General features: G+C 54.3%; 14 protein-coding genes and 2 tRNA genes. 4 read left to right on the forward strand and 12 right to left on the reverse strand.

Annotated features, from left to right (window positions below; all coding sequences use genetic code 11):
* Positions 1-597 (reverse strand): rhodanese-like domain-containing protein (locus VFO10_RS25350; RefSeq protein ID WP_325144798.1); only part of this gene is annotated, 597 nt, incomplete at its 3' end.
* A 271-nt stretch (positions 598-868) separates the two neighbouring features.
* Between VFO10_RS25350 and VFO10_RS25355 the strand changes: the two genes are divergently transcribed.
* A complete protein-coding gene (locus VFO10_RS25355) occupies positions 869-1,735 on the forward strand; it encodes an MBL fold metallo-hydrolase (protein WP_325144799.1) in 867 nt (288 codons plus the stop codon).
* Between the two features lie 3 nt (positions 1,736-1,738).
* On the forward strand, positions 1,739-2,083 hold the full coding sequence (locus VFO10_RS25360) for a rhodanese-like domain-containing protein (protein ID WP_325144800.1): 345 nt from the start codon (positions 1,739-1,741) through the stop codon (positions 2,081-2,083).
* A gap of 4 nt (positions 2,084-2,087) precedes the next feature.
* Here the strand turns inward: VFO10_RS25360 and VFO10_RS25365 are convergent, their stop codons facing one another.
* Positions 2,088-2,741: a Crp/Fnr family transcriptional regulator gene (locus tag VFO10_RS25365; protein ID WP_325144801.1), complete on the reverse strand. Its 654-nt coding sequence runs from the start codon at positions 2,739-2,741 to the stop codon at positions 2,088-2,090.
* Positions 2,742-2,879: 138 nt separating this feature from the next.
* On the opposite strand from VFO10_RS25365, the gene VFO10_RS25370 reads away from it, so the two are divergent.
* The gene (locus VFO10_RS25370; protein WP_325144802.1) at positions 2,880-3,290 is read left to right on the forward strand and encodes a DUF202 domain-containing protein; all 411 of its coding nucleotides are present in this window, start codon (positions 2,880-2,882) and stop codon (positions 3,288-3,290) included.
* A gap of 3 nt (positions 3,291-3,293) precedes the next feature.
* Here the strand turns inward: VFO10_RS25370 and VFO10_RS25375 are convergent, their stop codons facing one another.
* The 10 genes from VFO10_RS25375 to VFO10_RS25420 all read right to left on the reverse strand — a co-directional run bounded on the left by VFO10_RS25375 (position 3,294) and on the right by VFO10_RS25420 (position 9,840).
* Positions 3,294-4,703, reverse strand: coding sequence for an ATP-binding protein (locus VFO10_RS25375; RefSeq protein WP_325144803.1), 1,410 nt, complete (start codon positions 4,701-4,703; stop codon positions 3,294-3,296).
* Positions 4,700-5,368, reverse strand: a complete 669-nt coding sequence (locus VFO10_RS25380) for a response regulator (RefSeq protein ID WP_325144804.1) — start codon at positions 5,366-5,368, stop codon at positions 4,700-4,702. The genes VFO10_RS25375 and VFO10_RS25380 overlap by 4 nt, the downstream gene beginning before the upstream one ends.
* 33 nt (positions 5,369-5,401) lie before the next feature.
* Positions 5,402-5,941: a diheme cytochrome c gene (locus VFO10_RS25385; RefSeq protein ID WP_325144805.1), complete on the reverse strand. Its 540-nt coding sequence runs from the start codon at positions 5,939-5,941 to the stop codon at positions 5,402-5,404.
* A gap of 12 nt (positions 5,942-5,953) precedes the next feature.
* Positions 5,954-6,355, reverse strand: coding sequence for a DUF1924 domain-containing protein (locus VFO10_RS25390; protein ID WP_325144806.1), 402 nt, complete (start codon positions 6,353-6,355; stop codon positions 5,954-5,956).
* On the reverse strand, positions 6,315-6,938 hold the full coding sequence (locus VFO10_RS25395; RefSeq protein ID WP_325144807.1) for a cytochrome b/b6 domain-containing protein: 624 nt from the start codon (positions 6,936-6,938) through the stop codon (positions 6,315-6,317). Before VFO10_RS25395 ends, VFO10_RS25390 begins: the two co-directional genes overlap by 41 nt.
* Positions 6,939-7,072: 134 nt before the next feature.
* Complete coding sequence (locus tag VFO10_RS25400) at positions 7,073-7,465, reverse strand: hypothetical protein (RefSeq protein WP_325144808.1); 393 nt, start codon at positions 7,463-7,465, stop codon at positions 7,073-7,075.
* Positions 7,466-7,682: 217 nt separating this feature from the next.
* Positions 7,683-8,774, reverse strand: coding sequence for an ArsA-related P-loop ATPase (locus VFO10_RS25405; protein WP_325144809.1), 1,092 nt, complete (start codon positions 8,772-8,774; stop codon positions 7,683-7,685).
* 55 nt (positions 8,775-8,829) lie between these two features.
* Positions 8,830-9,513, reverse strand: a complete 684-nt coding sequence (locus VFO10_RS25410) for a TRC40/GET3/ArsA family transport-energizing ATPase (protein ID WP_325144810.1) — start codon at positions 9,511-9,513, stop codon at positions 8,830-8,832.
* 148 nt (positions 9,514-9,661) lie between these two features.
* Positions 9,662-9,738: transfer RNA gene (locus VFO10_RS25415), tRNA-Glu, on the reverse strand.
* A 29-nt stretch (positions 9,739-9,767) separates the two neighbouring features.
* Positions 9,768-9,840 (reverse strand) — tRNA-Lys (locus tag VFO10_RS25420).
* A gap of 221 nt (positions 9,841-10,061) precedes the next feature.
* Here VFO10_RS25420 and VFO10_RS25425 point away from each other — a divergent pair.
* A complete protein-coding gene (locus tag VFO10_RS25425; RefSeq protein ID WP_325144811.1) occupies positions 10,062-11,255 on the forward strand; it encodes an HD-GYP domain-containing protein in 1,194 nt (397 codons plus the stop codon).
* Positions 11,256-11,567 lie beyond the last annotated feature (312 nt).

Below are 11,567 nucleotides of genomic sequence, written 5' to 3' on the forward strand. Positions count from 1 at the left end.
ATCCGTGTCTTCATCCGCATAACCCTTGGGTATGCAGACACGGGCTTTGTATGCCGCGGCCAGTTCATGTTCAAGATCCTGCGCGGGGCTTTGCGAGCGAAACAGAAGGCAGAGCTGATACCCCTTACCTTTGAGTTCATCGCAGCGGCGCTTCACCCCATCATGGGCATCAACGACACAGAATTCCCGCGCCTCATGATCGACGAGCAGCCACGCGGTTTCTCTTCCCTGCTGCTCGAAACGTTCCAAGCTGATCTCAGGACCCGTTGCCGCTGTGTCCTGGGCCGCGGTCAAGGCGCGCCTGAGTCCGACAGATGGCCAGCCTAAGTCAAACCATTCCAGCGACTTATCCATCATCACGCAGTCAGGACCGCAGACAGCTTCCAGAGCCGGGGAAGGCTGTTCTTCCCCAAACAATACGATCAGTCGATTTTTGTGCATCCAAAGGACGGCCGGTAAGGATTGAGCCGTCACCCGAATGGCGCCAGGAATATGCTGTCTTTCATAGTCCTCCTGGGACCTCAAATCGACGATGCGGATAAGATTGGGTTCACTGATCCATACATTATAAATCTGCTCGCAGCTCAGTCTTTGCATCCGGCATCCTCCTCTTCTCTGTTACGACTCTGACTCATTTTCTTTGGGGCAGCTATGTTCCAGCCCATAATTCCCAACTGCAGCTGACATTCAAGTTATCGGAGATCGCGGCGACGCACTTAACGCTGCAAAGCCCAACTATGGGCTGGCCCATAATTGAACGCGCTGCAGGAAAAAAAGCAGCCAATTATGGGCTGGCACATATTGAAAAAGCCTGGAAAAGGCCGATACTGCATTCAGTAAACGGTGCTCCCGGAAGACAAGGAGAAAGATGATGACGCAGCATGTGAAAGAATTCTTCGATCAGGCCACATGGACGTTAACGTATGTCGTCTATGACGAGCAGAGTCGCGACGCCGTAATCATCGATCCCGTCTGGGATTACGATCCGGCCGCGTCCCGACTCTCCAGCGCTTCGGCCGAGGAAGTCGCAGCCTTCGTGAAAGACAAGAGCCTCAAAGTTCATTACATCCTGGAAACTCATGCTCATGCCGATCACGTCAGCGGTTCCCAGATTCTGAAGGGTTTTTATCCCGAAGCCAAGGTGGGGATCGGCGCGCATATCACCGAGGTCCAAAAGGTCTTCAAAGGTGTGTTCGATCTGGATGCTTCCTTCCCTACTGATGGAAGCCAGTTTGATATCCTCTTGGAAGAGAATCAGATTCTGAAGGCGGGAACATTGGAAATCAGAACCATTTTCACTCCCGGTCACACTCCGGCGTGCGCAAGTTATGTCATAGGCGAGGCCGTATTTACCGGCGATGCGCTCTTCATGCCCGACTACGGTACAGGGCGCTGTGATTTCCCTGCCGGAAGCGCGGCCGCTCTCTATGAGTCCGTGCATGAAAAGCTCTATAGTCTGCCCGATCACTATAAAGTCTTCGTCGGCCATGATTATCTGCCGGGTGGCCGCAAGCTGCAGTTCCAGTCGACAATCGGCCAGGAAAAGGCGCACAATATTCAGCTGAACGCCAAAACCACCCGCGAGGAGTTTGTCCATTTCCGTTCGACCCGGGACCGTTCCCTGTCTGCGCCCAAGCTGCTTTTGCCCAGCGTTCAAATCAATATTGACGCCGGGCATCTGCCGCAGCCAGCCGCGAATGGAGTCCCCTATCTGAAAATCCCTATCAGGAGATAAGTCATGAATTGGAAACTTGCGACCCTTCTTATCACTCTCTTAGGAAGCAAAGCCATGGCGGAACAAAAGAAAGTCGTGATCCTTGATGTCCGGACCCAGGAAGAATTTCAGGAAACGCATGTGATCGGTGCACAGAACATCGACTGGTATCAGCCCGATTTCAAGGAGCGGATCGCCAAGCTCGATAAGAATGCGGAGTATAAACTCTACTGCCGCAGCGGCAATCGCTCGGGCCAGGCCACGACGCTGATGCAGTCCCTTGGTTTCAAGCAGGTGGAAAACCTGGGCAGTGTGAGCGATGCCTCGAAGAAACTTAAAATCGCCTGCGAGGGCCCCAAGCCCTGCTGAAAGCTTAGGTATCCATCCCTTGAAACTGCATTTGAATCAAAGCGGCCCGATCCAAAATCAGGATATCGCGGCCCTTTTGTTTGATGTAGCCCATGGATTCGATTTCGGCCAAAGCCTTGATCACCGTCGAGGTCGTGCTGGCGCAAAAATTCGCCAGCTCCGTCCGCGTCCAGCGGTAATCAGGACGGATATCCTTTAAAAAGACCAGGGCCTGCGCGACGCGCGGCAGGATCTGATGATCCAGGACATTGACCTGCTGATTTTCACAGTTCGCGAGTTCCTGCGCCAGCTGCTGCACGACGAGGCGATAGAGTTCCGGATATTTTTCCATCAGGTTTTGGACGACTTCCTTGGGAACGAAAAGCACGCGGGTTTTTTCCAGAACCTGAGTCGTCGCATGATAGATTTCCTGATTCGCCAGGATCGCCCGATGACCAAAGACCTGACCCGCCTTGAAAAAGCGCATCAGATGCTCCTTGCCGCTCGGTCCGATTATACTCAATCCGACCAGTCCTTCCGCCACGAAATAAAGACCTCGGGCCTTGTCTCCGCTGCGATAGACAAAATCACTGCGTTCAAAGCTTTGCTCCTGGGCCGCTGCGCGCAGTTCTGTCAGAAGTTGTGTGTTGTGGCTGAAGAGGGCGATGGCGTTCAGCATGCTGCTCCCGCTGTGAAATAAAAAAAACTTACACTCTGCCGGCCCTGCTTGGCAACAGCTTCGGCACGACACTTGCTAATTTTTTAACCGTCAAGAGCCTGAGGCCTTGCATAAACCCTCTCACTGGACGGACGGACTATGTTCTTCAAACGTATAAAAACCCCAGACCTGGCCCAGGTCACGATTGACCTTGACCCCCGGGTTCAATATGCAGCGGAACGAACACTCCTCGCCTGGATTCGGACCGGCCTTGCGATGATGGGCTTCGGCTTTGTGGTCGCACGCTTTCATGTGCTGCTGAAGGAGCTGATCGAAATCAGAAACCTTGCCGGCATCACCTCCACGGGCGCTTCACTCTGGATCGGTATCTTTCTCGTCATGCTCGGATCTCTCGTCAACATCACCGCAGGTTTTCGTTACGTACGCGATCTGGATCGACTGAAACAGGGAAAAGCCCTGCCTCTCCCGAGATGGCCGATGGAGCGGATCATTGCTCTGCTGCTCGCCCTTATCGGCCTGATCATGGCCATCCATCTGCTCCGTCTCTAGGATTTACGACGAAACGTCCTGAAAGAGCACACGAACACGCAGCCCCCGCCCTTCCAGTCCGGTTTCCAGAAGAAGCCGGGCTTTATGAAGGCTGGCGATTCTTTCCACAATGGAAAGTCCGAGGCCGCTGCCATCGCCACTGGGTCGGCTGAGTCGCGAGAAGCGGCCGGGTAAATGTTTTTTCTGCTCCTCGCTCAAACCCGGACCGTTATCTTCAACGACCAGTTCGCCGTGGCCCTCAGCCCGCACGAGGCGAATCGTCACCGCACCGGAAGGCGGCGTATAGCGTATGGCATTATCAACAAGGTTCCGTACCAAAATCTCCAGCATCGCTTTCTGCCCGCGCATGATCAGCTCGGGCCCCTCTTCAAGAGTCAGTTCAATGCCCTTCGCGACTGCGTCGGGAGCCAGGGAACTTACCGCATTGACAAGCAAAGGCCCAAGAGAAATGGTTTCTGTCGGCAGCTCCGTATCCGGGTCCAGACGGGCCATGGTAAGAAGCTGCTCGACCAGATGCGTGGCCCGATCGATGCCTTTCACCACGCCTTCCAAGGCACGCTGCCGCGCGTCCCCCTCCTGGCTCTTCAGAGCGACCTGTGCCTGAACCTTGACGGCAGCCAAGGGCGTACGCAATTCATGAGCCGCATCCGCAGTGAAGCGACGTTCGTTTTCCAAAGCGCGGTTCAAACGTAGAAAAAGTCCATTCAAGGCCCGGGTAAAGGGCTGAAGCTCACGCGGAAGGTCTGCCTCTGCCAAGGGGCTCAGATCTTCGGGGGTTCTTTGCATCAAGTCCCGCGACAGCCGCCGCAGAACGCGCAAACCATAGTCCACAGCCAGGATGATGGCCATGATGAGAGGAAGGATCATGATGAGGATCGGCGTCAGCGCATGGCTTAACGTGGACTGCACCAGATCAAGACGCGACTGCATGGATTCCGCGACCTGCACATGCAGGGTGCGATGTCGATTCCAGAGGGAAAAAACCCTCATATCCTGCCCCTTCCACTTCGCCTGTCCATACCCTTCATGATCGGTCGCAATCAGGGGCTCATCGGGAATATCATGACGGGATTTCAGGATCAGACGCCCGCTCTGATCCCAGAGTTGAAAAGCGAGCCTGCGTTCCAGCAGCTTGCCCCGATGCTGAAGAGCGGGTATCCGTTCATGCTCCTCGTCGTCCTCCTCGTCGTCCTCCTCGTCATCGTGATCGTCGTCCCGCTCACGCCGTTCTCCATGATGATCCCGCCGAGCCTGCAGCAAAAGGGATCGGGCCGACTCCGCAAGGTGCGCATCAAAAAGCTGATTGATTTCCTTTTGCAGGTCGCGGTAACTGAAGAGCGCCGCCAGTCCCCAGGCCAGGATCGTGGAAGCCAGGATGGATCCGAGCAGCATGGCCCGAAGCGAAAGCTTCATGAGGGATCCGCCTTGCTGATCATATACCCGACACCGCGCACGGTTTTAATCAGATCAGCTCCCAGCTTTCGCCTCAGATGGTGCACATGAACTTCGATCGCGTTGCTTTCCACCTCGGCATTCCATCCATAAAGGCTTTGCTCCAAACGTGGGCGGGTCAAAACGCGGCCGGCATTTTCCAAAAGCTCTTCAAGCAGGGTAAACTCGCGCAGAGGGAGGTCCACAGCCTGGCCGTCAAGAGTCACCGTGCGTGCTGCCGGATCCAGGATAATGCCTTTATAGGAAAGGACCGGAGCCGCCCTTTGATGGGAACGTCTTAAAAGAGCCCGCAGGCGCGCCGTCAGCTCATCGAGTTCAAAGGGTTTGATCAGATAATCATCAGCGCCCTGGTTCAGTCCCGTCACACGATCCGCCAGCGTATCGCGCGCTGTCAGGAGCAGAACAGGAATGGCATTTTTCTGTCGTCTCCATTCCTGCAGCAGCTCCAGGCCTGAACCATCCGGCAGACCGATATCCAGGACCACGGCTTCATAAGCATGCGTGGTCAAAGCCAGGCGGCCGTCTTCACAGCTGCGCGCCCAGTCCACTCCAAAGCCTGCCTGGGTAAGGCCGGCCTGTACGCCATCACCAAGTATGGCATCATCTTCGACAAGTAAAATCCGCATGTGTTCACCCTAGGTTTCAACCCTCGTCTCATCTTACTTGGGAATGCGGATTTCATCTTCTGAAAAGATGCCCTGCTCCGCACGCCCATGACAGGCCACACAGTTGGCGGGACTGCCGATCGCTTTTCGTTGGAAGACCGCTGCGCTCACTTCATCATGCTTATGCTGGAAATACCGGGTTTCGGTAAAGCGGAGCGGACTATCCTTGGATGGAATGGACTGCGCGATTTTTCGGGAACGCCGCTGGTCAGACCGATCCGCCGCGTTTTCGACTAGAAAGGCTGTCAGTTTCTCTTTAACGGCGGGGTCGAGGCTGGCATTCTCGCCGAAATGATCCTTCAATCCTCCCATCATCACCGTCCACGATCGGGCCGGCAAAAGCCCGGCTGGATAGAGCATATGGCAGCTGCCGCACTCCTCCTTGTAAAGCGGATCGGTGGCCGCCGCTATCTGCCGCCGATTATTCCGGGCATGATGATGTTCAGTCTCATCGTCATCATCAGCCAATGCAAAAAAGGTCACAGTTCCGGCGAGTACCAGAATGGGAATGCGCAGGATTTGGAAACTTTTCATCGTCGTATCCTTTCAAGGGATGGTCAGTAGCCAGGTTATAAAATCGCCTTTTTCCCGAGCCGTGCAGGGCCTCGCCAGCACATCATCGCAGTTGCGTGCAAACCATTTTTCCACCTTGGCAGGATCGGTGAATCGTTTGGCATTGGCGCTGGGTGCCAGGGGCTCGATATCGCGGTTGGCTCGCGTGCGGCCCTTTTGCTTGGGATCCTGCGTGTGGCAGGTCGCGCAGCTTGTGTCGGCTTTCGAGCCTGTGCCTTTTTGCAGGTAGAACCTATGCCCACGTTCCGCCGAAAAACTGACGAATGCAGGATCCTCTTTCCTGGCCTCCGCTTCGTAGCGTTTCAGCAAGGCGTCCGCGGGCGAGGCCCAAAGTTCAGGACTCAGAATCAGAAGCAGGGGAATTATGGTCTTCATGGCTTGTGTTCTCCGTCAGGGAAGGTCGATATTGATAGCCGCTCAGCATGGCCTGAGCGAGTGGATAGCCACGCGCGATTTCGTGATGGATTAAGGCAGCCAGGTGTAAAAGAATGAAAGCTGTCACTGTGTAGGCGATACAATCATGGGCAAGGGCAACGATCCTATACCAGCTCAAATCATCGAAGAAATATTCTGCGAAGACCCCGCGATCATATTCCATAGCCGCCAGCAGGAGCCCGGATAGGCAGCCGATCCCGAGAGCCAGATAGAACAGCACATAGCTATAAGAAGCCAAGGGTTCATGCCCCCAGCGCTTTGACTTCCGCGAAAAAAATTCCGACCAACGGGCTTCAGATGGACCAATGAGGCCCCAAAGCAGTCGGAGCACAAGCCCCACAATAAGCCCGTAACCTAGGCCGATATGAAGAGTGCCCAGCATCGGCCGCCATGGTCCCGGATCCATGAACTTTTCCAGCCAGCCCAGAACGACCAGCCCCAGGACCAAAAGTCCAATCCAGGCGTGAAGAAGCCTTTGGACGCCGCCGAAAACTTTTTTTCTCTGTAGTTTTTGAGTATCCACAAGGGCATCCCCCAACACTGTGCTCAGGAGCAGTGTCGGAGCGGAAGCTTAAGGAAACCTTATGGCGTCAGGATCAAGCCCGAATTTCCGCATTCGGGCCTAAGCGGAATGTTTATGATCTGCAAGACATTCATTTACTTCAGAAACGCGCCGGGCTTGCTTGGGTCTGTATCATTCGACAATCCATCCCATTCATTTTCAAAGGGCGGGCTCGTGCAGCCGCCCTCCGGCTTATGTTCGAAAATAGCCAGGTTAAAGCTGCGATTATTTTCCTGGTAATGAATGTCTTTCTTGCAATCGAGATTGTAATACTTTCGATCGCACTCCATGTTCAAGGCCCGCCCCTTACAGAGGCCCTGCAAAAAACTTACTTCGGCATCGTCGGGCTGATATCTATACTGTAGACACATTTCACCTGTGGCGATGCAGCTGAACTGCTTTGAATTCTGAACCGACTGTGTCTGATTTATAGAACTGTTGCAGCTCACTAGCAGAAAGATCCCCAAACCAATCACATGCACTTGCATAATAAATCCTCGCAAACTCTGATTCGAACACCGAAATAATGCAAGCTGAATGCCAGCGTATCCACTGAATATCACTTAATAATTTAGAAGAATTTCCAGACAGTGGCGTTAAATCCAACACCCGCGAGACCAGGCCTTGCAGACCACTGGTCCCTGCCTGATGCAGCTGGTCAGCCCGGAACGTTTCCGGGCGGCTCTGGCCAAAGAATACGGCCTTTCAGGGTGAGGGGCTTTGCGCCCCTGCTCGCAGCAGTTTTTTCAGGAGCGGAACGCCCACCGGCTCTTCCGTCATGAGCGGCAGTATGGACAAGCGTTTGGCCAGTCCACCCGCTATTCTTTGCAGTTCCTTCTGCTCGTGTTGCGCCCGCTTCCGTAACAGAGGATCACGGGTCGTGCTGACTGATAAACTTCGATTCACCACCCACCCATAAGGTTCAATCGAGGCCCGACGCAAATCGTCCTGCAAAGCCGCGGCTTCGCTCACGGGCGTGGTCTCGGCCAGGGTCACGAGCAGAACCTTCGACTGGCTTTCATCCTGCAGCATCATCAGGGGCGTTTTAACTTTCCCCGGCGTCGATTCTTCGAACTTTTTGAGCATCTCCCGATGATACGACCCCGCCGCATCCAAAAGAAGCAGGGTATGCCCGGTCGGAGCCGTATCCAGAATAACAATGCTCCGCCGCGCTTCGAAGACCGTCCTGGCGAAGGCATGAAACACGGCCACCTCTTCTGTGCAGGGCGATGCCAGGTCTTCGCGCAAAAGCTTCAGGCCTTCATCATCGAGTCCCTTGCCCTTCGCCTCCAGAATTTTTTCCGTATAGATCCGCGTTTCCTCTTTCGGATCAATGCGGCTGATCGTAAGGTTGGGAACGTTGCCTTCGATGGTCTGAGCCAGATGCGCAGCTGGATCGGTCGTACTCAGGTGAACTTTTTTCCCGAGTTCTGCAATCGCAAGGGCGAGCGCGGCCGCAACCGTGGTCTTTCCAACCCCACCTTTTCCCATGACCAGCACCAGTCCCCGCTCCTGAGCTGCGAGTTCTTCAGCAAGGCCAGTCAGGGAAAAGCCTGGCTTTACAGCCTCGCCCCCGGATGATTCACGGGATGCCCCATCCTCGTGCGACTGCTTATCATTCAGAAGAGCTCGCAGAGCCGGCAAACCCACTGTATTGAAAGGTTTCAACGGTACGATGTGCAGGGGCAGATCCTTGATTTCAGGCGGCAGATTCTGAAGGGCGGTCCTCGATTGATCGGCCAATCCACGAGCCAAGGAATCATCACTGCTGCTGGCAATGAAAACTCCGTTCATCATAAGAATCTGATGGGATAGGCCCAGATCCTGAAGCTCGTGACTCGACCGTGCGGCTTCAGTCAGAGTGCTTTTTTTCGGGTCGCGCGACCAGGACGATCGTCGTCAAGGTCGGATCCCGCAAAGCCTCCATCGCGGCCGCGAAGCGGGCTTCCTGACTTTTCAGGGCTGTATGTGGTCCGAGGCAACTGGCGCCGCGCTCATTCATTTCGAAAAAACCTGTCCAGGCCTGCGGCAGACTCAAAAGGCGCAGGGTATGCCCGGTGGGGGCTGTATCGAAGAGAATGATATCGAACTCACGAGTCATCGCCGTATCACTGATCAGGGATGTGAACTCATCGAAGGCAGCGATCTCGACTGTGCAGGCACCGGACAATTGTTCGCGGAGGCCGGCGATTTCCAGGTCCGTGGCCTTGCCAAGCATCGGGGTGATGACCCGGGACCGATACTCTTCAGCGGCGAGATCGGGGTTGATGTTCAACGCCATAAGCCTCGGCACCTGCGGCACTTCCCGCGGGTGATTGGTGAGTTTCACTCCGAAGGTTTCATCCAGGTTGGATGCAGGATCGGTACTGACGAGCAACACGCGTTGTCCCTGCTCAGCCAAAGCCAAGGCGCTGGCCGAAGCGATGGAAGTTTTCCCCACCCCGCCCTTGCCCGTAAAAAAGATGAATTTGGTCATGAATACGGATGCGATTGTAGCGCGCGAGAATATTTCGTGGGAGCTGCTTGAGGCTGTCATGGAAGTCCCCATCAATGATTTGATGAATAATCCAGGCTCACGGTAGCAAAAGCATCAAGAAGTTGTGAAGGGATGAACGATAGGATAGCGGACTTTGCTTAGGTCGCGGTTTGATGTTCGTATGAATTGGAAAGTGGCAGAAGGAAAATGGCGTCCCCAAGGGGATTCGAACCCCTGTTACCGCCGTGAAAGGGCGGTGTCCTGGGCCAGCTAGACGATGGGGACAGGACTTGCAGATCTTTGGGAGTGTCAAGTGAGCCCTGCTGGATTCGAACCAGCGACCCGCACATTAAAAGTGTGCTGCTCTACCAACTGAGCTAAGAGCCCTTTTCACTTTTCCGCTCCCGCGGAGAGCCCCTTGTTTACGTAATTTAAGTTTTTGGGTCAACAGCTTTTTCTCATGATGTCCTGGAGATATTCCCCAGCACCTGTTTCGGAAAAATATTACCCATAATATCCATGACTTAGTATCCAAATCCGGCAGGAGCATAAGGATTCCCGTAAGTGAGCCGATCTGTCTTAGGCGGTCCCTAGCAAGAGTCGAGGTTATGGCAGAAAACAAATACGTCATATCAAAAGCGGTTCGCGACAAGTTCAAGGTAACGACGATTACCGAGGCGGACCTGAAGAAGTTTGCCAACCTGAGTCTGGAACTCTTCACCTACCTCAAGGAAGTGAAGAGCCTCGACTTCAAAGTCTACTTCCGCGTTGATTTGGAAATGATTGAGTTCATCACCCCCAAAAATTTCGCGGAAGACCTCGTCGATGCGATCATCTCGGCCCGCAACAAGGAATACAGCAACCTCGACATCTGCGTCGAGCGCAAGGACTATCCGAAATTCGAATACCTGATTCAGAATATCCGCCAGAAGAAAATCGACAATCTTCTGAAGAAGGATCCGAACCTCGATCGCAAAACCATCGAGGTCTTCGGCGATCTGAGCCAGGCCAGCCAGATGATCGTTCGCGGCGGCATCAATAAAACCGTGGCGCAAAGAGCCCAGATGGCCGCAAGCCGGCTGATCGATAATCTCATGGACAGCGAAGTCGCGGTCGGCACGCTCTCGCGGATGATACTCGCGGATGAAACTCTCTATGATCACAGTGCGGCCGTGGCCATGATCTCTGGCATCATCGCCAGGAACCTTCTGGCCAAATCGAAAGAGGAAGCCGAACTGATCGCCCGCTCGGGACTTTATCACGATGTGGGAAAAACCTGCGTTCCGGGGCACATCCTCAATAAGCCGGGAAAATTCACGCCCGAGGAATTCGACATCATCAAGGCCCACACGTCGCTCGGCTATGATGAGCTGAAAAAAGCCATGTCCAACGGTGCGCCGATCGAAGAGCAGGTGGCCCTGGTCGCCCTTGAGCATCACGAGAAATTCAAAGGCGGCGGCTACCCGATGGGCAAGACCGGACGCCAGGAAGAAAAACCCGACGGCATCCACGAATACGCGCGCATCGTGACGATCGCGGATGTGTATTCCGCGCTCCTTATGAAACGCGTGTACAAGGAAGCCTATGACCAGGAAAAATCCCTGACTCTGATGCGTTCCTTTGCGCCGAACGATTACGATCCCGCGATCTGGGGAAAATTCGAAAAGAGCGTGACTCAATCCATCGACTACTATGCGGCGATCGAAAAGGTCAGCGATAGTAAAAGGGATTCGGGCCGTATCATCATCATAGATGACAACGGCAAACGCACCACCATCGGCAACAAGAACAAAACCGCCTAAGATTCCGCGTATCATGCCTTGGGAAATGGATCCCGGTCTTCGGACCGGAAGAATCTCCTTGAGAAATCCGCTTTTGCCAATTCTTACCGCAGTTCTTCAATCCCCGAACATTACCGGAAAAAAGATCAATTCAAAACGAAAGGATTCATTTCTCAAGAAAACTAACCATGAAGCCCGATGCCTCATTAGGTTTTGGTGGGAGTCCCCCAAACCCTTTTGGAGGAACAGCAATGCAGCCTAACATACGTCCAGCTCTTCTTGCGCTCGGCCTCTGCTTGACCGCAGCCGGCTGCTCGGATTCAACCCAATTCA

This window comes from Oligoflexus sp. (genome assembly GCF_035712445.1).
GTDB lineage: Bacteria > Bdellovibrionota_B > Oligoflexia > Oligoflexales > Oligoflexaceae > Oligoflexus.